Genomic DNA, 24,121 nt, shown 5'->3' on the forward strand with positions numbered 1-24,121 from the left:
TTCCTCCAATCTATTTCTCTAATTGTAATCGTTCACGGATCAGTGACGCCCGAAGTACATCGCGTTCATTTGCAGAGAGTGTCTTGGATGCATAATGTTGCAGGAATCCCGGCTGGGTAAGGATTACTAATTCATTAAGTATATTTCTGGATACGTTTTTTATAAGGCCTAAATCAATACCCATCCGAACATTCGATAAACAAATTGCTGCTTCTTTCGATTCGATGATTCTGCTATGTTCCAGAACCCCGTAAGAGCGATAAATGCGATCCTCTATTTTGGTAGGGGATTGTTCCATCAGACTGTCCCTGGCATTTCTTTCATGTGCTATTAATTGTTTCACAACACTTTGTAAATCTCCAACGATATCCTCTTCTGATTTTCCGAGGGTAATCTGATTGGAAATCTGAAATATATTTCCCAGTGCTTCACTGCCTTCTCCATAAATCCCCCGGACAACAAGACCAAGCTGGTTAATAGCCGGAATCATTCGATTGAGTTGTTTTGTTATCGCCAATGCAGGGAGGTGCATCATAACAGAAGCCCTCATTCCTGTACCAACATTTGTTGGACAGCTCGTCAAGTATCCCCTTGTTTCATCAAAAGCATAATCAATTTTCTCCTCCAGCCAATCGTCCAGCTCGAAGGCTTTATCCAATGCTTCCGACAATTGAAATCCAGGAAAGTAAAGCTGCAGACGAATATGATCTTCTTCGTTAACCATAACCGATACCTGTTCGTTTTTAGAAATAATCACTGCTGAAGCTTGCGTTTTCTTTGCCAAATGTGGACTGATTAAATGCTTCTCAACCAACACACGTTTCTCGACAGTAGTTAATTCCTTGATTGAAATAAACGAAAGATCTTCATAGTCCTGAAAAGACTGATGTTCGTATTCCTCTCTGAAAAAGTTGCGGATTTCTTCCAGACTTTCCTGATCTGCAAGAATAGGGTATGAAACATCAGAAAAATTTCGGGCTAAACGGATGCGGCTGCTTAACACAATATCACTGTCCGGTCCCTCTTCACGCATCCATGGGCTGATTGCTTCCTTCATGAATTGCTGTAATGTCACGGATTGTCACCTGCTTCCATCTTCATTTTCATTTTTCAATGCTTTAATCTTATCCCTTACTTTGGCTGCTTCCTCAAATGCTTCCTCTTCGATTAGCCCCTGAAGTTCCTCTTTATAGCTGGCAAGCTGCTTTTTCTTTTTTAAATCGCCCCCCTGGCGTTTGGGGATTTTCCCGGAATGCTGGGTGTTCCCGGAATGCACCCGGCGAAAAATCGGATCAAGTTTTGAAGCGAATGTGTCGTAACAGGATGCACAGCCAAATTTTCCAACACGCTGAAACTCTGAAAATGTCATTTCACATTGTGGGCATTGCAATTCCTTACCTTGCTTAAATGTATTATTTTGCTGATTATCTACAAGTGCAGAATCGAAATTAAAGAAATCTGCCAGAAGATTGTGAAGGGAGTATGTCTCATCCGGTGAAGACATATAGCCTTTTTCCTTTGCACAAACACCGCACACATGTACAGTGGTTTTGCTGCCATTGACAACCTTGGTAAGGTGCAGTGTAGCCGGCCGCTTTTGACATTCCTGACATTCCATGCAATTTGCCTCCTTACTTATTTAGATATTTTAATGTGGAAAGCATCGCAGTCAGAACACGAGCGCGAACCTCATCCCTCAGTGGCAATTGAAATGCTAACGTCGTTCGGTCAACCGCACTTAAAATAATTTTTGCTTCCCGTTCGGTTACCAATTTCTCTTCCAAAAGACGTTCAATAACATTAATGGCCGAAGCTTGAGTCACGGTAGGATTTATCATTTCTATAATTTCATCAATAAGTTCAGATTTTTCCTGATGAATCACCCTCATAATTCGGATGTAGCCGCCGCCTCCACGCTTACTCTCTACTATATACCCTTTTTCCACAGTAAAACGCGTCTTAATCACATAATTGATTTGCGAGGGGACACACTGAAACTGATCAGCAATTTCGCTGCGCTTAATCTCTATGGCATTTTGCCCTTCTGTTTGTAAAATCTTCTTCAAATATTGCTCAATCACATCTGAAATATTACTCATTGGGCGTCCCTACCTCCTATTCCAATCACCCTTTGACTTTGACTATCTTTGACTATATTTTTATTATACGTCAAAATTGCCAAGATGCAAATACAAAGTTCTATGTACAGTTTAGACAAAAAGTGAAAAGAAAAAACCTTACAGCATATTTTATGTGTAAGGTCTTGGATGGTATTTTAGCTGAGTTCTGAAATATTTATGACGTGTTCAACTTTGGATATCCTTTCGAACAGGGAAACTTGCTCTGTCATCGGTACACTATCCATTTTTATAAAAATTTTTCTGTTATTATTTTCCGATTTAACAATCTCTACATTTTTAATTGTTAAATTATATGATTCAATCACTGCAATGATTTCACTTATTTCCAAATCCACAGAAGCTATAATTTCAATTAAGTTAGAGGAATTCACCTTGGTAAACAGCTTTTCAAAGTTGTTGAGAAAGACCAGACTAATTAAGATAATAAACGTGGTAAATAAAGCTGCGCCATACATCCCCGCGCCAACGACCAGCCCTATCCCTGCAACCGTCCAAATAGAAGCTGCAGTCGTTAATCCACGGATCGTTCCGCCATAGACTATTATCGTACCTGCTCCGAGAAAACCAATTCCGCTGATAACATAGGAAGGAATTCTTGCCGGGTCAAAACGTACATTATCATATTGTACTATAAATGCCTCAAAACCGAAGATAGATAATAACATCATTAAACAAGCTCCAACACCAACAAGAATATGGGTGCGAAAACCAGCTGAGTGATTGTTCATTTCACGTTCAAAACCAATTACTCCAGATAAAACCAAGGCAATCAGTATACGTATTATCATCACATCAATGTCTTCACTGAATATTTGATCGATATATGCCTTCAATTTCCGCATCTCCTTTTAAAGGTAATCACATTCCTTTTTAATAAGTTTTAAAACCATTATAGCCTAAACTAACTTTCATACTAAATATATGATTATCGAAAAGATTTATTAAAGATAGGAATTAAAATACTTCTTGTCGCGTGATTTAAAACCATTATTCTAATTAGTCTTTTGTAAAGTTTGTTGTTTTGCATGAAGACCGTAAAAGAAAATATTTGGTATCAGCAGCATTTTCCTTACGTCTAAGAAAAATGTAGAGCTCGACTTTTTGGTTCATTGTCAAAAGTGGTGTTGGAAAATGGCTTCCACCATCTTTTTTTGATTTATGCTAAGTTCATTTTATAACCTCTTGTTGCTACAGAATTTATTTCTCATTCGATTAAAGCTCTTAATCCCGAATGAATTATGCTTTAACACCTTTATCGTGTTAACCCCCTCTATATACTGTTATTAAAAGGATACTAAACGATTGTAAGATCTTTATTTTCCAACGTTGAAAGGTTTCCCTGACGCGATGAAACGCTTCTATTTTTGAACGTTTCATTGATCTTCCATCTTTCTATTAGGTAAAATAGCACAATTTCTTTTTTTCACATACAAGCGATAACGGTTTCGAATCTTTCACTATGTCTTTCACTGAAATATATTGTACGGATGTACTTAATAAAACAGGGCCCTAAATAGACCGGTTTCGATTTTAGATAACAGTCTTCTAAGTAGATAATAAAAAGCTAAGATACATTTTTGTATCTTAGCTTTTTATGTTTATGCCTGGCGGCGTCCTACTCTTGCAGGGACAACGTCCCAACTACCATCGGCGCTGGAGAGCTTAACTTCTGTGTTCGGCATGGGAACAGGTGTGACCTCTCCGCTCTTGCTACCAGACATTCCTCAAAACAAGGACAAGATATATTATATGCATTTTTAAATAAAAATGCAAGGGTTTTTTTGATTTATACCCTAAAAACTAAATAAGAGTTAAAACAACGGACATCGTAAAGAAGTTAGTTAAGTCCTCGATCGATTAGTATTCGTCAGCTGCACATGTCACCATGCTTCCACCTCGAACCTATCAACCTCATCGTCTCTGAGGGATCTTACTCACTCGAAGTGATGGGAAGTCTCATCTTGAGGGGGGCTTCATGCTTAGATGCTTTCAGCACTTATCCTTGCCACACGTAGCTACCCAGCCATGCTCCTGGCGGAACAACTGGTACACCAGCGGTGTGTCCATCCCGGTCCTCTCGTACTAAGGACAGCTCCTCTCAAACTTCCAACGCCCACGACGGATAGGGACCGAACTGTCTCACGACGTTCTGAACCCAGCTCGCGTACCGCTTTAATGGGCGAACAGCCCAACCCTTGGGACCGACTACAGCCCCAGGATGCGATGAGCCGACATCGAGGTGCCAAACCTCCCCGTCGATGTGAACTCTTGGGGGAGATAAGCCTGTTATCCCCGGGGTAGCTTTTATCCGTTGAGCGATGGCCCTTCCATGCGGAACCACCGGATCACTAAGCCCGACTTTCGTCCCTGCTCGACTTGTAGGTCTCGCAGTCAAGCTCCCTTCTGCCTTTGCACTCTGCGAATGATTTCCAACCATTCTGAGGGAACCTTTGGGCGCCTCCGTTACCTTTTGGGAGGCGACCGCCCCAGTCAAACTGCCCGCCTGAAACTGTCTCCGAACCGGTTCACGGTCCTGGGTTAGAAAGTTCATACAGCCAGGGTGGTATCCCACGGGTGCCTCCACGTAAGCTAGCGCTCACGCTTCTCAGGCTCCCACCTATCCTGTACAAGCTGCACAAACATTCAATATCAGGCTACAGTAAAGCTCCACGGGGTCTTTCCGTCCTGTCGCGGGTAATGTGCATCTTCACACATCGTATAATTTCACCGGGTCTCTCGTTGAGACAGTGCCCAAGTCGTTGCACCTTTCGTGCGGGTCGGAACTTACCCGACAAGGAATTTCGCTACCTTAGGACCGTTATAGTTACGGCCGCCGTTTACTGGGGCTTCGGTTCTACGCTTCGCACGTAAGTGCTAACGCTTCCCCTTAACCTTCCAGCACCGGGCAGGTGTCAGCCCCTATACTTCGCCTTTCGGCTTCGCAGAGACCTGTGTTTTTGCTAAACAGTCGCTTGGGCCTATTCACTGCGGCTCACTCACAAGTGAGCACCCCTTCTCCCGAAGTTACGGGGTCATTTTGCCGAGTTCCTTAACGAGAGTTCTCCCGCTCACCTTAGGATTCTCTCCTCGCCTACCTGTGTCGGTTTGCGGTACGGGCACCTATGATCTAACTAGAGGCTTTTCTTGGCAGTGTGAAATCAGGAACTTCGGTACTAAATTTCCCTCCCCATCACAGCTTGAAATTGTTGGACGGATTTGCCTATCCAACTTTCTCACTGCTTGGGCGCACACATCCATCGGTGCGCATTCCTTATCCTACTGCGTCCCCCCATCGTTCAAACAATCATGAGGTGGTACAGGAATATCTGCCTGTTGTCCATCGCCTACGCCTTTCGGCCTCGGCTTAGGTCCCGACTAACCCTGAGAGGACGAGCCTTCCTCAGGAAACCTTAGGCATTCGGTGAAAGAGATTCTCACTCTTTTTTCGCTACTCATACCGGCATTCTCACTTCCAGGCGCTCCACCAGTCCTCACGGTCTGACTTCACGGCACCTGGAACGCTCTCCTACCATTGTTCAAAGAACAATCCGCAGCTTCGGTGATACGTTTAGCCCCGGTACATTTTCGGCGCAGAGTCACTCGACCAGTGAGCTATTACGCACTCTTTAAATGATGGCTGCTTCTAAGCCAACATCCTGGTTGTCTGGGCAACTCCACATCCTTTTCCACTTAACGTATACTTTGGGACCTTAGCTGGCGGTCTGGGCTGTTTCCCTCTCGACTATGAACCTTATCACCCATAGTCTGACTCCCAAGGTAAAGTAGCTGGCATTCGGAGTTTGACTGAATTCGGTAACCCGGTGAGGGCCCCTCGTCCAATCAGTGCTCTACCTCCAGTACTCTATCTCCTTGAGGCTAGCCCTAAAGCTATTTCGGAGAGAACCAGCTATCTCCGTGTTCGATTGGCATTTCACCCCTACCCACACCTCATCCCCGCATTTTTCAACATACGTGGGTTCGGGCCTCCAGTCAGTGTTACCTGACCTTCACCCTGGACATGGGTAGATCACACGGTTTCGGGTCTACGACCGCATACTGCATTCGCCCTGTTCAGACTCGCTTTCGCTGCGGCTCCGTGTCTTCCACTTAACCTTGCATACGATCGTAACTCGCCGGTCCATTCTACAAAAGGTACGCCGTCACCCATTAACGGGCTTCGACTACTTGTAAGCGCACGGTTTCAGGTTCTCTTTCACTCCCCTCCCGGGGTGCTTTTCACCTTTCCCTCACGGTACTGGTTCACTATCGGTCACTAGGGAGTATTTAGCCTTGGGAGATGGTCCTCCCGGATTCCGACGGAATTCCTCGTGTTCCGCCGTACTCAGGATCCACTCCGGAGGAAATTCCTTTTCGACTACAGGGCTCTTACCCGCTATGGCTGATCGTTCCAGATCATTCGTCTAAGGAATTTCTTTGTAACTCCAATGGAGTGTCCTACAACCCCAGAAAGCAAGCTTTCTGGTTTGGGCTGATTCCGTTTCGCTCGCCGCTACTTGGGAAATCGCGTTTGCTTTCTCTTCCTCCGGGTACTGAGATGTTTCAGTTCCCCGGGTCTGCCTCCTGTGCCCTATGTATTCAGACACAAGTCCTGTTCCATTACGAACAGTGGGTTTCCCCATTCGGAAATTCTCGGATCGTAGTTTACTTACAACTCCCCGAGACATATCGGTGTTAGTCCCGTCCTTCATCGGCTCCTAGTGCCAAGGCATCCACCGTGCGCCCTTATTCACTTAACTAGCGTTACTGTGAATAAGCGTACGAATTTAAATTCGCCTTCGCTTTATTTCAAAAAATTGATGTCGTTGTTACTCTTATTTAGTTTTCAAGGTACAAATAGAGAGTTTTCACTCTCTCAAAACTGAACCAAACAACCGAGTATGTTTCCGTAATATATCCTTAGAAAGGAGGTGATCCAGCCGCACCTTCCGATACGGCTACCTTGTTACGACTTCACCCCAATCATTGGTCCCACCTTCGGCGGCTGGCTCCAAAAAGGTTACCTCACCGACTTCGGGTGTTACCAACTCTCGTGGTGTGACGGGCGGTGTGTACAAGGCCCGGGAACGTATTCACCGCGGCATGCTGATCCGCGATTACTAGCGATTCCGGCTTCATGCAGGCGAGTTGCAGCCTGCAATCCGAACTGAGAATGGTTTTATGGGATTTGCTTGACCTTGCGGTTTCGCTGCCCTTTGTTCCATCCATTGTAGCACGTGTGTAGCCCAGGTCATAAGGGGCATGATGATTTGACGTCATCCCCACCTTCCTCCGGTTTGTCACCGGCAGTCAGATTAGAGTGCCCAACTAAATGCTGGCAACTAATCTCAAGGGTTGCGCTCGTTGCGGGACTTAACCCAACATCTCACGACACGAGCTGACGACAACCATGCACCACCTGTCACTCTGTCCCCGAAGGGAACTCGGTATCTCTACCGATAGCAGAGGATGTCAAGACCTGGTAAGGTTCTTCGCGTTGCTTCGAATTAAACCACATGCTCCACCGCTTGTGCGGGCCCCCGTCAATTCTTTTGAGTTTCAGCCTTGCGGCCGTACTCCCCAGGCGGAGTGCTTAATGCGTTAACTTCAGCACTAAGGGGCGGAAACCCCCTAACACCTAGCACTCATCGTTTACGGCGTGGACTACCAGGGTATCTAATCCTGTTCGCTCCCCACGCTTTCGCACCTCAGCGTCAGTTACAGACCAGAGAGTCGCCTTCGCCACTGGTGTTCCTCCACATCTCTACGCATTTCACCGCTACACGTGGAATTCCACTCTCCTCTTCTGTACTCAAGTCCTCCAGTTTCCAATGACCCTCCACGGTTAAGCCGTGGGCTTTCACATCAGACTTAAAAGACCGCCTGCGCGCGCTTTACGCCCAATAATTCCGGACAACGCTTGCCCCCTACGTATTACCGCGGCTGCTGGCACGTAGTTAGCCGGGGCTTTCTGGTTAGGTACCGTCAAGGTGCCGCCCTATTTGAACGGCACTTGTTCTTCCCTAATAACAGAGTTTTACGATCCGAAAACCTTCATCACTCACGCGGCGTTGCACCGTCAGACTTTCGTCCATTGCGGATGATTCCCTACTGCTGCCTCCCGTAGGAGTCTGGGCCGTGTCTCAGTCCCAGTGTGGCCGATCACCCTCTCAGGTCGGCTACGCATCGTCGCCTTGGTGAGCCATTATCTCACCAACTAGCTAATGCGCCGCGGGCCCATCTGTAAATGACAGCATAAATGCCGCCTTTCAACTTCCACTCATGAGAGCAAAAGTATTATCCGGTATTAGCTCGCGTTTCCGCGAGTTATCCCAGTCTTACAGGTAGGTTGCCCACGTGTTACTCACCCGTCCGCCGCTCGTTCCACAAGCGCACACCCCGAAGGGTGATTGCTTGCTTCCCGCGCTCGACTTGCATGTATTAGGCACGCCGCCAGCGTTCGTCCTGAGCCAAGATCAAACTCTCCAAAAAAGTTTGAAATAAGATTAACACCAATCAATCTTATATACTTAGCTTTTCTCAGAAGCGTTAACTTCTGATTTATTTAAAGAAAAACAGGTTATGTTCTTCTTGACATACTGGTTGTTTTGTTCAGTTTTCAAAGAGCGAAAAAATATTGGTGGAGCCTAGCGGGATCGAACCGCTGACCTCCTGCGTGCAAGGCAGGCGCTCTCCCAGCTGAGCTAAGGCCCCTTAACTAAATGGTCGGGAAGACAGGATTCGAACCTGCGACCCCATGGTCCCAAACCATGTGCTCTACCAAGCTGAGCTACTTCCCGTAAAATGGCGCGCCCGAGAGGAGTCGAACCCCTAACCTCTTGATCCGTAGTCAAGCGCTCTATCCAATTGAGCTACGGGCGCGAATGGTGCCGAGGGCCGGACTCGAACCGGCACGGTAGAAACCTACCGCAGGATTTTAAGTCCTGTGCGTCTGCCAATTCCGCCACCCCGGCGTGGCTTGGAGCGGAAGACGGGATTCGAACCCGCGACCCCCACCTTGGCAAGGTGGTGTTCTACCACTGAACTACTTCCGCCTGGCATTGAAAATAAATGGTGCGGGTGAAGGGACTTGAACCCCCACGTCCGAAGACACTAGATCCTAAGTCTAGCGCGTCTGCCAATTCCGCCACACCCGCAAATGGTGAGCCATGGAGGATTCGAACCTCCGACCCTCTGATTAAAAGTCAGATGCTCTACCGACTGAGCTAATGGCTCGTACTAAAATGCACCATTTAAATATTATTAAATTAAGAAATGGTGCCGGCCAGAGGACTTGAACCCCCAACCTACTGATTACAAGTCAGTTGCTCTACCAATTGAGCTAGGCCGGCAATGGTGGAGGATGCAGGGCTCGAACCTGCGACCCCCTGCTTGTAAGGCAGGTGCTCTCCCAGCTGAGCTAATCCTCCAATATATGCTTGTCATTCTAAAATTAATATATATGCCTGGCGGCGTCCTACTCTTGCAGGGACAACGTCCCAACTACCATCGGCGCTGGAGAGCTTAACTTCTGTGTTCGGCATGGGAACAGGTGTGACCTCTCCGCTCTTGCTACCAGACATTCCTCAAAACAAGGACAAGATATATTATATGCATTTTTAAATAAAAATGCAAGGGTTTTTTTGATTTATACCCTAAAAACTAAATAAGAGTTAAAACAACGGACATCGTAAAGAAGTTAGTTAAGTCCTCGATCGATTAGTATTCGTCAGCTGCACATGTCACCATGCTTCCACCTCGAACCTATCAACCTCATCGTCTCTGAGGGATCTTACTCACTCGAAGTGATGGGAAGTCTCATCTTGAGGGGGGCTTCATGCTTAGATGCTTTCAGCACTTATCCTTGCCACACGTAGCTACCCAGCCATGCTCCTGGCGGAACAACTGGTACACCAGCGGTGTGTCCATCCCGGTCCTCTCGTACTAAGGACAGCTCCTCTCAAACTTCCAACGCCCACGACGGATAGGGACCGAACTGTCTCACGACGTTCTGAACCCAGCTCGCGTACCGCTTTAATGGGCGAACAGCCCAACCCTTGGGACCGACTACAGCCCCAGGATGCGATGAGCCGACATCGAGGTGCCAAACCTCCCCGTCGATGTGAACTCTTGGGGGAGATAAGCCTGTTATCCCCGGGGTAGCTTTTATCCGTTGAGCGATGGCCCTTCCATGCGGAACCACCGGATCACTAAGCCCGACTTTCGTCCCTGCTCGACTTGTAGGTCTCGCAGTCAAGCTCCCTTCTGCCTTTGCACTCTGCGAATGATTTCCAACCATTCTGAGGGAACCTTTGGGCGCCTCCGTTACCTTTTGGGAGGCGACCGCCCCAGTCAAACTGCCCGCCTGAAACTGTCTCCGAACCGGTTCACGGTCCTGGGTTAGAAAGTTCATACAGCCAGGGTGGTATCCCACGGGTGCCTCCACGTAAGCTAGCGCTCACGCTTCTCAGGCTCCCACCTATCCTGTACAAGCTGCACAAACATTCAATATCAGGCTACAGTAAAGCTCCACGGGGTCTTTCCGTCCTGTCGCGGGTAATGTGCATCTTCACACATCGTATAATTTCACCGGGTCTCTCGTTGAGACAGTGCCCAAGTCGTTGCACCTTTCGTGCGGGTCGGAACTTACCCGACAAGGAATTTCGCTACCTTAGGACCGTTATAGTTACGGCCGCCGTTTACTGGGGCTTCGGTTCTACGCTTCGCACGTAAGTGCTAACGCTTCCCCTTAACCTTCCAGCACCGGGCAGGTGTCAGCCCCTATACTTCGCCTTTCGGCTTCGCAGAGACCTGTGTTTTTGCTAAACAGTCGCTTGGGCCTATTCACTGCGGCTCACTCACAAGTGAGCACCCCTTCTCCCGAAGTTACGGGGTCATTTTGCCGAGTTCCTTAACGAGAGTTCTCCCGCTCACCTTAGGATTCTCTCCTCGCCTACCTGTGTCGGTTTGCGGTACGGGCACCTATGATCTAACTAGAGGCTTTTCTTGGCAGTGTGAAATCAGGAACTTCGGTACTAAATTTCCCTCCCCATCACAGCTTGAAATTGTTGGACGGATTTGCCTATCCAACTTTCTCACTGCTTGGGCGCACACATCCATCGGTGCGCATTCCTTATCCTACTGCGTCCCCCCATCGTTCAAACAATCATGAGGTGGTACAGGAATATCTGCCTGTTGTCCATCGCCTACGCCTTTCGGCCTCGGCTTAGGTCCCGACTAACCCTGAGAGGACGAGCCTTCCTCAGGAAACCTTAGGCATTCGGTGAAAGAGATTCTCACTCTTTTTTCGCTACTCATACCGGCATTCTCACTTCCAGGCGCTCCACCAGTCCTCACGGTCTGACTTCACGGCACCTGGAACGCTCTCCTACCATTGTTCAAAGAACAATCCGCAGCTTCGGTGATACGTTTAGCCCCGGTACATTTTCGGCGCAGAGTCACTCGACCAGTGAGCTATTACGCACTCTTTAAATGATGGCTGCTTCTAAGCCAACATCCTGGTTGTCTGGGCAACTCCACATCCTTTTCCACTTAACGTATACTTTGGGACCTTAGCTGGCGGTCTGGGCTGTTTCCCTCTCGACTATGAACCTTATCACCCATAGTCTGACTCCCAAGGTAAAGTAGCTGGCATTCGGAGTTTGACTGAATTCGGTAACCCGGTGAGGGCCCCTCGTCCAATCAGTGCTCTACCTCCAGTACTCTATCTCCTTGAGGCTAGCCCTAAAGCTATTTCGGAGAGAACCAGCTATCTCCGTGTTCGATTGGCATTTCACCCCTACCCACACCTCATCCCCGCATTTTTCAACATACGTGGGTTCGGGCCTCCAGTCAGTGTTACCTGACCTTCACCCTGGACATGGGTAGATCACACGGTTTCGGGTCTACGACCGCATACTGCATTCGCCCTGTTCAGACTCGCTTTCGCTGCGGCTCCGTGTCTTCCACTTAACCTTGCATACGATCGTAACTCGCCGGTCCATTCTACAAAAGGTACGCCGTCACCCATTAACGGGCTTCGACTACTTGTAAGCGCACGGTTTCAGGTTCTCTTTCACTCCCCTCCCGGGGTGCTTTTCACCTTTCCCTCACGGTACTGGTTCACTATCGGTCACTAGGGAGTATTTAGCCTTGGGAGATGGTCCTCCCGGATTCCGACGGAATTCCTCGTGTTCCGCCGTACTCAGGATCCACTCCGGAGGAAATTCCTTTTCGACTACAGGGCTCTTACCCGCTATGGCTGATCGTTCCAGATCATTCGTCTAAGGAATTTCTTTGTAACTCCAATGGAGTGTCCTACAACCCCAGAAAGCAAGCTTTCTGGTTTGGGCTGATTCCGTTTCGCTCGCCGCTACTTGGGAAATCGCGTTTGCTTTCTCTTCCTCCGGGTACTGAGATGTTTCAGTTCCCCGGGTCTGCCTCCTGTGCCCTATGTATTCAGACACAAGTCCTGTTCCATTACGAACAGTGGGTTTCCCCATTCGGAAATTCTCGGATCGTAGTTTACTTACAACTCCCCGAGACATATCGGTGTTAGTCCCGTCCTTCATCGGCTCCTAGTGCCAAGGCATCCACCGTGCGCCCTTATTCACTTAACTAGCGTTACTGTGAATAAGCGTACGAATTTAAATTCGCCTTCGCTTTATTTCAAAAAATTGATGTCGTTGTTACTCTTATTTAGTTTTCAAGGTACAAATAGAGAGTTTTCACTCTCTCAAAACTGAACCAAACAACCGAGTATGTTTCCGTAATATATCCTTAGAAAGGAGGTGATCCAGCCGCACCTTCCGATACGGCTACCTTGTTACGACTTCACCCCAATCATTGGTCCCACCTTCGGCGGCTGGCTCCAAAAAGGTTACCTCACCGACTTCGGGTGTTACCAACTCTCGTGGTGTGACGGGCGGTGTGTACAAGGCCCGGGAACGTATTCACCGCGGCATGCTGATCCGCGATTACTAGCGATTCCGGCTTCATGCAGGCGAGTTGCAGCCTGCAATCCGAACTGAGAATGGTTTTATGGGATTTGCTTGACCTTGCGGTTTCGCTGCCCTTTGTTCCATCCATTGTAGCACGTGTGTAGCCCAGGTCATAAGGGGCATGATGATTTGACGTCATCCCCACCTTCCTCCGGTTTGTCACCGGCAGTCAGATTAGAGTGCCCAACTAAATGCTGGCAACTAATCTCAAGGGTTGCGCTCGTTGCGGGACTTAACCCAACATCTCACGACACGAGCTGACGACAACCATGCACCACCTGTCACTCTGTCCCCGAAGGGAACTCGGTATCTCTACCGATAGCAGAGGATGTCAAGACCTGGTAAGGTTCTTCGCGTTGCTTCGAATTAAACCACATGCTCCACCGCTTGTGCGGGCCCCCGTCAATTCTTTTGAGTTTCAGCCTTGCGGCCGTACTCCCCAGGCGGAGTGCTTAATGCGTTAACTTCAGCACTAAGGGGCGGAAACCCCCTAACACCTAGCACTCATCGTTTACGGCGTGGACTACCAGGGTATCTAATCCTGTTCGCTCCCCACGCTTTCGCACCTCAGCGTCAGTTACAGACCAGAGAGTCGCCTTCGCCACTGGTGTTCCTCCACATCTCTACGCATTTCACCGCTACACGTGGAATTCCACTCTCCTCTTCTGTACTCAAGTCCTCCAGTTTCCAATGACCCTCCACGGTTAAGCCGTGGGCTTTCACATCAGACTTAAAAGACCGCCTGCGCGCGCTTTACGCCCAATAATTCCGGACAACGCTTGCCCCCTACGTATTACCGCGGCTGCTGGCACGTAGTTAGCCGGGGCTTTCTGGTTAGGTACCGTCAAGGTGCCGCCCTATTTGAACGGCACTTGTTCTTCCCTAATAACAGAGTTTTACGATCCGAAAACCTTCATCACTCACGCGGCGTTGCACCGTCAGACTTTCGTCCATTGCGGATGATTCCCTACTGCTGCCTCCCGTAGGAGTCTGGGCCGTGTCTCAGTCCCAGTGTGGCCGATCACCCTCTCAGGTCGGCTACGCATCGTCGCCTTGGTGAGCCATTATCTCACCAACTAGCTAATGCGCCGCGGGCCCATCTGTAAATGACAGCATAAATGCCGCCTTTCAACTTCCACTCATGAGAGCAAAAGTATTATCCGGTATTAGCTCGCGTTTCCGCGAGTTATCCCAGTCTTACAGGTAGGTTGCCCACGTGTTACTCACCCGTCCGCCGCTCGTTCCACAAGCGCACACCCCGAAGGGTGATTGCTTGCTTCCCGCGCTCGACTTGCATGTATTAGGCACGCCGCCAGCGTTCGTCCTGAGCCAAGATCAAACTCTCCAAAAAAGTTTGAAATAAGATTAACACCAATCAATCTTATATACTTAGCTTTTCTCAGAAGCGTTAACTTCTGATTTATTTAAAGAAAAACAGGTTATGTTCTTCTTGACATACTGGTTGTTTTGTTCAGTTTTCAAAGAGCGAAATTTGTTCGTCGCTTTAAAACAGCAACTTTTTAAATATATCATTTCTGCTTATCGAAGTCAATAACTTTTTTTAAAAAGTTTTTTCGATTGCGCCACTTCTTGTTTCGGCGACTTGATTAATATACCACATCGCCTCAAGTGAAGTCAAGTGTTTTTTTGAAAGCAAAATCGTTTGTTGCATTTGTTAAAGCAACGATATTAAATTTACCATGATTCATTATAGAAATCAAGCAGATTTTAAAAAGAAATAACTGGGAATAATGATTCATACTTTTTAGTTAACTATCTTAGGAATCACAGGTTATCCCTACGCCTTTTAAAGCAAGGAATCATATGAAGAATGCAGTCGCTTATCACACCATGTTACGGCCTGCTTTTCCATTCTCCCTCATGAACAAATGAATAAATGAAACTTGTACATAAGGGGGGAGTCCTATATAAAATACCCATATTATTAACGATTTAAACCTAAAATATGGCTAATCCCAAACCAATACAATTATCTTTGCAGTTGCACTCATACTTAACCTTTTTCTCAATACATTTGAAAACTTGGCTAAACGCCCAAACTTTCATGGCGATAAAGCCAAAAATATTTCTTAACCGGAACAAAAGCACATGCGCCTTGATCACCCTAAGGCAAGAGGGAGTTCGACTAAAAGCGCCACATCCGTGGCAACGTCGAACTGACCCACGTCCTGTGGGCTGAAAGCTTGAACTCGGGCATGCGCATTCTTGACTCATGAGAGAGTTTGCAGCTTTTGACCTCAGGCGGGGTAGGCGCTGGTGCTGGCCGAGGCGATTAATGACAAGGAATTGATATGTTGCCAAAACTTTATACTTATCTTTCAAAAAAAATAACCCATCATAAAGATGAGTTATCTTTTCATAGTACTTATTTATTTCGCATTTGTGGGAAGAGCAGAACGTCACGGATGGATGCTGAATTTGTTAGCAGCATAACGAGACGGTCAATACCAATTCCCAATCCACCTGTTGGAGGCATTCCATATTCTAATGCTTCGAGGAAGTCATCATCCATTAAATGCGCTTCATCATTTCCCGCATCTCTTTCTTTCACCTGTGCTTCGAAACGTTGTCTCTGATCAATCGGATCATTTAATTCACTAAATGCATTTGCATGTTCACGGCCAACAATAAATAGTTCGAACCGGTCGGTAAACCGTTCGTCTTCTTTATTTTTCTTTGCTAAAGGAGAGATCTCTACTGGATGTCCATAGATAAATGTAGGTTGTATTAATGTTTCTTCCACCTTTTGTTCAAAGAATTCATTGAGGATATGGCCGAATGTCATAGAATCTGTAATTTCGATACCATGCTCTTTTGCGAGTTCACGGGCTTTTTCATCGCTCATTTTTTCCCAGAAGTCCACACCTGTTTCTTCTTTGACCGCATCTGCGATATGAAGTCTCTTCCATTTTGGCGCAAGATCTATTTCATAATCACCGTAAGCGATTGTTGTTGCTCCTAATACTTCTTTTGCAATATGTGCAATAACATTTTCTGTTAATTCCATAATATCATGATAATCTGCATACGCTTCATATAACTCAATCATCGTAAATTCAGGGTTATGTCTTGTAGAAACTCCTTCATTACGGAAGACTCGTCCAATTTCATAAACCTTTTCCATTCCACCAACAATCAAACGTTTTAGATGCAGCTCAATCGCTATACGCATATATAACGGAATATCCAATGCATTATGATGCGTCAGGAATGGACGAGCGGATGCTCCCCCGGGGATGCCGTGCATCATTGGTGTTTCCACTTCCAAAAAACCCTGACCATTCAGGTACTTCCGCATTTCCTGAATGATTTTACTTCGAAGTATAAATGTATCCTTGCTCTCCATATTTGTAATCAGATCCAGATAACGCTGGCGATAGCGCTGCTCAACGTCTTTCAATCCATGATACTTTTCAGGCAACGGGCGAAGTGATTTCGTCAACAACTGAAATTCCGTTGCTTTTACGGATAGTTCACCAACATTTGTTTTGAACATCACACCAGTAACGCCAACGATGTCCCCCATATCAACCGATTTAAAAATCTCGTATGCTTCTTCACCAATCGCATCTTTACGGACATAGAGTTGAATTTGGCCACTTAAATCCTGCAGATGGGCAAATCCCGCTTTTCCTTTTCCACGTTTAGTCATTACACGGCCTGCAATGGTAACCGGTGATTCCCCTTCTTTTTCTTTCAGCTCTTCTTTTGAAAATTTATCGTATAACTCCACCAATTCTGTTGCCGTATGGGTCCGGGTAAATTTTCCACCGAATGGGTCCAGCCCCTGCTCACGATACGTATTTAATTTATCCCGGCGTACGTGCATTTGCTCATTTAATTCTTCCGACATCATTAATCACTCCAGTCATAGTTATATGTAAGTGTAGTATATAGAAAAAAATCATTTCTTTCACGTTTCTTTCCTTTTGGCGATAGTAAAACGTATAAAAACCTGCCAGCATCCTGCCGGCAGATTTCCATACATTTAAAACTCTTACGAAACGCGCATTGCTGCTTCCAATTCATTGGCATACGTATACAAAATCTCTACTAATTGCTCGCGAGTTTCTGCGTGATTGATCTGTTTCCTTACTCCGCCGTTTCCTTTTAGACCCTTTAAATACCACGCTGCATGTTTTCGCATTTCCATGATGGCCACTTTTTCACCTTTAATCTGAATTAAACGCTCCATGTGAAGCATACATACCTCTATTTTATCATTTGGTGATGGACTTTCAATCAACTCTCCCGTTTCCAAGTATTTAACGGTTTGATATATAATCCACGGATTCCCCAGTGCTGCACGTCCAATCATTACAGCATCCACACCCGTTTCGTCCAGGCGTTTTTTAGCAACTTGCGGACTGTCGATATCTCCATTCCCGATAACAGGAATATTTACGGCGTCTTTCACCTGTTTAATAATATCCCAATCTGCATATCCCTCATACATCTGCTTTCTCGTTCTGCCATGGATACCTATTGCCTCTGCACCGGCAGCCTCAATTGCTTTTGCATTATCAACTGCGTAAATGTGATTTTCATCCCATCCTGTGCGCATCTTGACCGTAACAGGCTTCTCCACATTCTCCACTACCGCCTTCACCATCCGGTAGATTTTATCCGGGTCAAGCAGCCAGCGTGCACCTGCTTCAACTTTTGTAACCTTTGGTGCCGGGCATCCCATATTGATATCGATAATTTCCGCATTGCTATTCTGGTCCACATACTGTGCAGCCTCAACAAGTGATTCTCTTTCCCCGCCAAAAATCTGCAGGCTCATCGGCATTTCTTCTTCATCAATATAAAGCATTTTCATTGATTTCTTGTTTTTATTGACAATTCCTTTGTCACTGACCATCTCAGCAGTAATCAGTCCTGCTCCGAATTCTTTGACTGTCAGTCGGAATGCATAGTTACTGACGCCGGCCATTGGCGCTAAAGCAACACGATTCGGGATTGTAATATCGCCAATTTTATACATGAGTGCTTCCTCCTTCTCTTTCATTTTCCTGAACTTCTGCCAGGGTCAAATCTTCCTTCTTTATCGTTAAAGCTGCTGCAATCTTCTCCAATAATTCATCGGTTAATTTTCTGGTGCCTCGTTCTGCACCACCAATTACCGAAACGGAAACATTCAATGTATCTGCAAATTCCGTTTGTGTATAACCCTTTAACTTACGAAAACCTTTTATCCTTCTGCCGACTCGCTGTTGGTCCATTTCTTTACATCCTTTATGTCTGTTTCTGGAAGTCTATCTATAAAATCCACGATGCGCTTATCCCGTCCCGGTATCATTACGCGTGGTGCAATTTCGTATAATGGAATAAGCACAAATGCGCGTTCATGCATTCTTGGGTGTGGTATCATTAATCTTTCCATTTTACTATTTTCTTGATTATACAGCAAAATGTCAAGGTCTATCGTTCTTGGACCCCATCTGATTTCCCTTCTTCTCCCCAAATCCTGCTCGATTTGTTGGCAGCTGTCCAATAACTCCAGGGAAGAAACTGAGGTATCTACTTCAATGACCATATTTAAAAAGTCGGCCTGATCTGTAAAACCAACTGGAGCTGTTTCATAAATGGATGATTTTTTCACCACAGTAACAGTAGAAAGGTTGTTCAATAATTCCAACGCCTGATTCAGATGTGCCTCTCTTGGCTCAATATTTGTTCCTAATGCCAGGTATGCTTTATTCATTTCGATTTCTCCCTATATATTTCAACAGCTACCGATTCATAATGGCCCGGAATTGGAGGATCCGGCTTTATCACCTTTACATTGCAGGCAATTAAAAGCTCAAAGTCTGCCAACAACCTGGCTGCAATAGTTTCAGCAACTGCTTCAATCAGATTTTTTGCTTTTCCCTCTACAATCTCTTTTACAAGCTCATAGACCTGTCCATAATCAATCGAATCATTCATATCATCTGATTGTCCAGATTTTTTTACATCGAGGAAAAGTTCTATATCTACATTAAATCGTTGACCGAGTTTATTCTCTTCTGGAAACAACCCGTGGTATCCATAAAACCCCATGTTATTCAACAGAATTTTATCCATTTTCATTTCCACCTTCCACACGTAGCATGGCATCTGTCATTTTTGCAAGTTCTGCATTTGCTTTCACATTATGAACGCGAACGATTTGGGCGCCTTTAACAATTCCCAGGCAAGTGGTAGCTCCAGTGCCATTATCCCGTTCTTCTGCCGGGAGATCCAGCACTTCCCCGATAAACCGTTTGCGGGATGCGGCAAGCAAGAAAGGATAGCCTAAACCCACTAATTGTTCCAATTTATTCATGACTACCATATTATCTTTTGCTGTTTTAGCAAAACCAACACCTGGATCCAAAATAATATTTTCTTTTTTCACTCCAGCTTTCAGAGCAATATTAATACTTTCGTTTAAATCATTCTTTATATCATCGATTAAGGAAGTGTAATTCATATCTGTGCGGTTATGCATTAAAATAATCGGGACATCGTATTCTGCTGCGACTTTTGCAATTCCTGTGTCTTTCTTCGCTCCCCAGATATCGTTGATAATATCAGCACCGGCCCTTACTGCCTGTCTTGCTGTTTCCGATTTGAATGTATCAATAGAAATGGGCACATTTATATGTTTCTTTACTGCCTTAATCATCGGAACAACTCGTTCTATCTCTTCCTGCTCTGAGACAGGTTTATGACCAGGACGTGTTGATTCCCCGCCGATGTCGATTATATCAGCTCCTTGTTCTACCATTTCCAGTGCCCGCTTTACGGCCGCTTCAGTCGTTGTATATTTCCCCCCGTCTGAAAAAGAATCCGGGGTCACGTTTAAGATTCCCATAATATATGTACGTTCCAATAAATTGAATGATTTTGTCGGTGTTTTTAAGAACATTTAATTGAACAACTCGCTTTCTGATATGTATACATTATTTAATAACTAGCTTATCACAATTTAAAAAACTTGGCTTCACGTGAAGCTGTCGTTCTGCCTTGGTGTGGAACTGCTCGACATAACAGCTGGACAGCTCGTTTTATTACTGACTGATGCAGTTCTTTCGGCCAAGTATGAGGGCTTAAACATTTTACCAGTTCCCTTTTTAAAATAGAAAAAGGCAGACATCTTGTGTTACCGATGCCTGCCTTATTATAACTTCTTTTCAATTATTCATTATCAAATTGATATAGCGGTGTTGATAAATAACGTTCCCCGTTATCAGGTAGAATAGCCAGGACTTTTTTGCCTGCGCCTAATTGTTTCGCAACCTTTTTCGCTGCAGAAACTGCTGCTCCGGAAGATACTCCACCCAGAATCCCGTTTGTTGTTGCAACTTCACGAGCGGCAGCGTACGCTTCATCATTTGATACTCGAACTACTTCATCATAAAGTTCGGTATCTAAAACTTTTGGAACGAAACCTGCACCAATTCCCTGAATCTTATGCGGCCCAGGGGTTCCGCCTGATAACACATCGGAATCCTCCGGTTCTACAGCGTAAAGTTTTACTCCGTCAAAGTTATCTTTCAAAACTTTACCTGCACCAGTGATTGTTCCACCTGTCCCGATTCCAGAAATAAATGCGTCCAGTCCATCACTCATTTGTTCAACAATTTCTTTCCCTGTTGTACGGGCATGGACTTCCGGATTTGCTTCATTGTTAAATTGCTGTGGCATGAAATAACCGTTTTCTTTTTGTAATTCCTCCGCTTTGGCAATTGCACCTTTCATCGCTTCTGCGCCTGGTGTCAACACCAGCTCTGCACCATATGCACGAAGCAGGTTGCGGCGTTCTTTACTCATTGTATCAGGCATTACCAAGACAGTTTTATACCCTTTTGCTGTAGCAACCATCGCTAGCCCAATACCAGTATTCCCGCTTGTTGGTTCAATGATCGTGTCGCCTTCTTTTAGGGAGCCATCCTTTTCCGCTGCTTCGATCATTGCTAAAGCGATACGGTCTTTTACTGAACTGCCGGGGTTCATAAACTCTAATTTTAAATAAATATCTGCACTATTTTCATCTGTAGATCCATTTAATTTTACAATTGGAGTTTCCCCAATCAAACCTGCAATATTATTAGCAACTCTCATAAAATTTCCTCCCAATTCCTAGTTATTTGATATGATTTATTACTAATGTACTGCTTTCTCCTAAAAATGTCAACTAAAATCCTAGAAAAAAGGTAGTGATATTTCGACATTCATTTATTCTTCAAAAATCCATTCGATATCTAACTCTTCCCATAATGGACTTGCTGTAAGTGACTGATCCATTTCATTCAGTGCCAGCTCGCTTTGGACGTATGGCTTTATCTCATCATAGGTGAATTCAATTTCCGGTAGTTTGCGGTGAACATAGAGAATAGCCGCACCACCGGAATCTGCTCTAAATGGCTCACTATAGGAATGTTCCTCCATATCATTTGCTATTTCTTCATAGCCTCCGGGAAAAAATTGGCTGTCTCTATTAATGAAACCAAGATATCCCCCATCCTGTTGTGTTTCTTCATCAATAGAATATTCCTGTGCCAGCAGTTCAAAGGTTGCTCCGTCATTTAGTTCATCCCACACCTTTTCAGCTGTATCCATGTTATCTACAATAATATGGGAGAGCTGCATCGATGATGAAAAATTGTATTGGTTGCCATATTCGTCATAATAGTTTTGCACTTCTTCTTCCGGAATAGACTCCTCCTCCGTCAAAAGCTGTTCCAACTGATAACGGTAGCGAATATCCTCACGCCAGCCTTCTTCCTTTTCAGCAAAGGTTTCTTCTGACATGGGTCCCTGCATCGATGTTAGCAACGCTACTTCCCTGTTAATAACCTTTTCACTAACTTCTATATTTTTTTCTTCTGCCAACTGCTTTACAACCGACCGGTCAATCATTGTTTTTAATCGACTTTCACCATGTGTACTACGTAAAGACTGCACCCAATCTGTATAGGAAATCTCTTCTCCATCAATGGTAGCTACTGGTTCTCTTGTATTAATATTTCCTCCGCCATCTCCATTACCAGTGGATTCATTGTTCCAGAGAAACAATGTGGCAATATTCGTGATGGCAAGCACCACGATTACGCCAAGCGTTAACTTTTTCGACATGGATGACTTCCTTCCCCCTGTGTAAGTGTTCTATTGCTTTAAGGCTTCAAGTTCCTTTTCTGTAAAATGGTAAGTCTCATTGCAAAAATGGCAGCTTGCTTCTGCCCCGTGGTCTTCATCAATCATGTCCTGGACTTCCTCTGTTCCCAATCCGGAAATTGCCTGTGCAATCCGTTCTTTTGAGCATTTACAACGGAATTCCAATGGCATTTTCTCGTGTATTTTTACCTCTTCTTCTCCAAACAGACGATGCAAAATCTCTTCCGGTGATTTTCCTTCACGAATCAGGGAAGAAATCGGAGGAAATGATTGAATTTGTTCTTCCAGTTGTGTAATGACTTCTTCATCTACCCCTGGCATTACTTGAACAATAAATCCGCCTGCAGAAAGAATCGTATGATCAGGATTAACCAGGACGCCTGCACCTACAGCAGAAGGGATCTGCTCAGAGTTAGCAAAATAATAGGTGAAATCCTCACTAATTTCCCCTGAAACAATCGGAACCTCTCCCGTAAAATAATCTTTTAACCCCAAATCCTTTGTCACACTAATACTTCCTTGGGTACCAACAGCACGGGCAACATCCAATTTACCTTTTTCATTTAAGTCGAAATCAACATGCGCGTTGCCTACATAGCCTCGGACGTGGCCATTTGCGTTCCCATCTGTAATGATCGCACCCATCGGACCGTTTCCCTGTACCTTTACTGTGATGGTATCATCACCTTTATGCATTGCACCCATCATTGCTGTAATGGTAAGTGTCCGTCCTAAAGCAGCTGATGCAGTCGCCCAGGTGTCCTGTCTTCTCCGGGCTTCTTCTACTGTTTGTGTTGTTGATGCTGCATACGCCCGGACCAAACCTTTATATGTTGTGGCTTTGATTAAATAATCTTCCATGATAACAACTCCTTTGATGATGTAAAAATATATCTCACGTATTACTTTGGTAAATGATGTACAACCCTTTTAGTGTTAAAAAAGAATCGACATAATCAATGGTTTCTGATTCATCGGCGATTAACGTAGAATGCCCCCCTGTTGCAATAACTTTAGGGGATTTATCCATCTGTCCTTTTATACGGTTTACAATACTGTCAACCTGTCCGACATAGCCGTAAAAAACACCGGATTGCATGGCCTCTACCGTGGACGCCCCAAGCACATTTTCCGGTGCCTGAATTTCAATTTTGGGAAGCTTTGATGCTTTACTGTAGAGGGCCTCCATCGATATATTAATCCCAGGGGCGATGATTCCTCCATAGTATTCTTCACTTTCGTTAATATAACAAAACGTTGTGGCTGTACCAAAATCAATGATAATAAGCGGAGCACCATATTCCTTAATGCCTGCTACCGCATTGACAATCCGGTCTGCCCCAATTTCTCCAGGGTTAGGATAGGCCATTTTCAAAGATGATTGTACATTTTCTTTTCCAATGATTAATGGATCCAGGTGAAAATAATTTTTAGCCATTTTTTCCAATGCAAACATAATTGGTGGAACCACCGAGGAGATTATCACCCCGTGTATATCTGAAAACGTAATTCCTTTATAATCAAACAGTGAATGGATCAGCATCCCGAATTCATCTTCCGTTTTATACCGGTCTGTCTTGATCCGCCATTGATGTTTCAATATATCCTGTTCAAATACACCAAGTACTGTATTCGTATTCCCAACATCAAGTACAAACAACATTTGCTTACCATACCTTCCTCTGTTAGCAGCAGCTTCTTTTTTATTATAGTCTCTTTTCGTGAATTTTGTTGCTCTTTAGCTTATATAAAAGCCTGACTGATTGAAGTAGTTTTTCTTTTTTTAATATACCATACTTTGATTTGTATTAGAATTTA

14 protein-coding genes, 9 tRNA genes, 6 rRNA genes and 1 pseudogene are annotated in these 24,121 nt (G+C 45.2%); all 30 read right to left on the reverse strand.

Translation table 11 applies throughout. The features are described 5' to 3' along the window. Positions 1-10: 10 nt before the first annotated feature. A complete protein-coding gene (locus tag ACZ427_RS16920) occupies positions 11-1,075 on the reverse strand; it encodes a protein arginine kinase (RefSeq protein WP_461179954.1) in 1,065 nt (354 codons plus the stop codon). A 6-nt stretch (positions 1,076-1,081) separates the two neighbouring features. Then, the gene (locus ACZ427_RS16925; RefSeq protein WP_461179953.1) at positions 1,082-1,618 is read right to left on the reverse strand and encodes a UvrB/UvrC motif-containing protein; all 537 of its coding nucleotides are present in this window, start codon (positions 1,616-1,618) and stop codon (positions 1,082-1,084) included. A gap of 13 nt (positions 1,619-1,631) precedes the next feature. Continuing rightward, positions 1,632-2,099 carry a CtsR family transcriptional regulator gene (locus tag ACZ427_RS16930; protein ID WP_461179952.1) on the reverse strand — a complete coding sequence of 156 codons (468 nt, stop codon included), beginning with the start codon at positions 2,097-2,099 and terminating at the stop codon, positions 1,632-1,634. Positions 2,100-2,275: 176 nt separating this feature from the next. Continuing rightward, positions 2,276-2,929: an MgtC/SapB family protein gene (locus tag ACZ427_RS16935; protein WP_464883587.1), complete on the reverse strand. Its 654-nt coding sequence runs from the start codon at positions 2,927-2,929 to the stop codon at positions 2,276-2,278. A 384-nt stretch (positions 2,930-3,313) separates the two neighbouring features. Next, positions 3,314-3,512: pseudogene (locus tag ACZ427_RS16940) on the reverse strand (transposase); the annotation flags it as partial. A gap of 231 nt (positions 3,513-3,743) precedes the next feature. Next, positions 3,744-3,859, reverse strand: a 5S ribosomal RNA gene (gene rrf / locus ACZ427_RS16945). Positions 3,860-3,978: 119 nt separating this feature from the next. After that, positions 3,979-6,898: ribosomal RNA gene (locus ACZ427_RS16950) — 23S ribosomal RNA — on the reverse strand. A 164-nt stretch (positions 6,899-7,062) separates the two neighbouring features. Continuing rightward, positions 7,063-8,630: ribosomal RNA gene (locus ACZ427_RS16955) — 16S ribosomal RNA — on the reverse strand. A 146-nt stretch (positions 8,631-8,776) separates the two neighbouring features. Further along, positions 8,777-8,852: transfer RNA gene (locus tag ACZ427_RS16960), tRNA-Ala, on the reverse strand. 9 nt (positions 8,853-8,861) lie between these two features. Beyond that, positions 8,862-8,938: transfer RNA gene (locus ACZ427_RS16965), tRNA-Pro, on the reverse strand. A 5-nt stretch (positions 8,939-8,943) separates the two neighbouring features. After that, positions 8,944-9,020, reverse strand: a tRNA-Arg gene (locus ACZ427_RS16970). Between the two features lie 3 nt (positions 9,021-9,023). Further along, positions 9,024-9,112 (reverse strand) — tRNA-Leu (locus tag ACZ427_RS16975). A 6-nt stretch (positions 9,113-9,118) separates the two neighbouring features. Beyond that, positions 9,119-9,193: transfer RNA gene (locus tag ACZ427_RS16980), tRNA-Gly, on the reverse strand. A gap of 17 nt (positions 9,194-9,210) precedes the next feature. Continuing rightward, positions 9,211-9,295: transfer RNA gene (locus tag ACZ427_RS16985), tRNA-Leu, on the reverse strand. A gap of 3 nt (positions 9,296-9,298) precedes the next feature. After that, positions 9,299-9,374: transfer RNA gene (locus ACZ427_RS16990), tRNA-Lys, on the reverse strand. 40 nt (positions 9,375-9,414) lie between these two features. Beyond that, positions 9,415-9,490: transfer RNA gene (locus ACZ427_RS16995), tRNA-Thr, on the reverse strand. Between the two features lie 2 nt (positions 9,491-9,492). Further along, positions 9,493-9,568, reverse strand: a tRNA-Val gene (locus tag ACZ427_RS17000). Between the two features lie 34 nt (positions 9,569-9,602). After that, positions 9,603-9,718, reverse strand: a 5S ribosomal RNA gene (gene rrf / locus ACZ427_RS17005). 119 nt (positions 9,719-9,837) lie between these two features. After that, positions 9,838-12,757: ribosomal RNA gene (locus ACZ427_RS17010) — 23S ribosomal RNA — on the reverse strand. A 164-nt stretch (positions 12,758-12,921) separates the two neighbouring features. Beyond that, positions 12,922-14,489, reverse strand: a 16S ribosomal RNA gene (locus ACZ427_RS17015). The 16S, 23S and 5S rRNA genes sit together here with 9 tRNA genes alongside, the layout of an rRNA operon. A gap of 1,035 nt (positions 14,490-15,524) precedes the next feature. Then, positions 15,525-17,012 carry a lysine--tRNA ligase gene (gene lysS, locus ACZ427_RS17020; RefSeq protein ID WP_461178118.1) on the reverse strand — a complete coding sequence of 496 codons (1,488 nt, stop codon included), beginning with the start codon at positions 17,010-17,012 and terminating at the stop codon, positions 15,525-15,527. 144 nt (positions 17,013-17,156) lie between these two features. Next, the gene (dusB, locus tag ACZ427_RS17025; protein ID WP_461178117.1) at positions 17,157-18,146 is read right to left on the reverse strand and encodes a tRNA dihydrouridine synthase DusB; all 990 of its coding nucleotides are present in this window, start codon (positions 18,144-18,146) and stop codon (positions 17,157-17,159) included. Next, positions 18,139-18,384 carry a helix-turn-helix domain-containing protein gene (locus tag ACZ427_RS17030; protein WP_461178116.1) on the reverse strand — a complete coding sequence of 82 codons (246 nt, stop codon included), beginning with the start codon at positions 18,382-18,384 and terminating at the stop codon, positions 18,139-18,141. Before ACZ427_RS17030 ends, dusB begins: the two co-directional genes overlap by 8 nt. Further along, on the reverse strand, positions 18,354-18,866 hold the full coding sequence (gene folK / locus ACZ427_RS17035) for a 2-amino-4-hydroxy-6-hydroxymethyldihydropteridine diphosphokinase (protein WP_461178115.1): 513 nt from the start codon (positions 18,864-18,866) through the stop codon (positions 18,354-18,356). The genes ACZ427_RS17030 and folK overlap by 31 nt, the downstream gene beginning before the upstream one ends. Next, positions 18,863-19,228, reverse strand: a complete 366-nt coding sequence (gene folB, locus ACZ427_RS17040) for a dihydroneopterin aldolase (protein ID WP_461178114.1) — start codon at positions 19,226-19,228, stop codon at positions 18,863-18,865. The genes folK and folB overlap by 4 nt, the downstream gene beginning before the upstream one ends. Then, the gene (gene folP, locus ACZ427_RS17045; RefSeq protein WP_461178113.1) at positions 19,221-20,054 is read right to left on the reverse strand and encodes a dihydropteroate synthase; all 834 of its coding nucleotides are present in this window, start codon (positions 20,052-20,054) and stop codon (positions 19,221-19,223) included. Before folP ends, folB begins: the two co-directional genes overlap by 8 nt. Positions 20,055-20,323: 269 nt before the next feature. Further along, positions 20,324-21,250: a cysteine synthase A gene (gene cysK / locus ACZ427_RS17050; protein ID WP_461178112.1), complete on the reverse strand. Its 927-nt coding sequence runs from the start codon at positions 21,248-21,250 to the stop codon at positions 20,324-20,326. Positions 21,251-21,364: 114 nt separating this feature from the next. Continuing rightward, complete coding sequence (locus ACZ427_RS17055) at positions 21,365-22,264, reverse strand: peptidylprolyl isomerase (RefSeq protein ID WP_461178111.1); 900 nt, start codon at positions 22,262-22,264, stop codon at positions 21,365-21,367. Positions 22,265-22,294: 30 nt separating this feature from the next. After that, positions 22,295-23,164 carry an Hsp33 family molecular chaperone HslO gene (gene hslO, locus ACZ427_RS17060; protein ID WP_461178110.1) on the reverse strand — a complete coding sequence of 290 codons (870 nt, stop codon included), beginning with the start codon at positions 23,162-23,164 and terminating at the stop codon, positions 22,295-22,297. 34 nt (positions 23,165-23,198) lie between these two features. Further along, positions 23,199-23,966: a type III pantothenate kinase gene (locus tag ACZ427_RS17065; protein ID WP_461178109.1), complete on the reverse strand. Its 768-nt coding sequence runs from the start codon at positions 23,964-23,966 to the stop codon at positions 23,199-23,201. Positions 23,967-24,121 lie beyond the last annotated feature (155 nt).

Source organism: Virgibacillus ainsalahensis, from assembly GCF_055380755.1.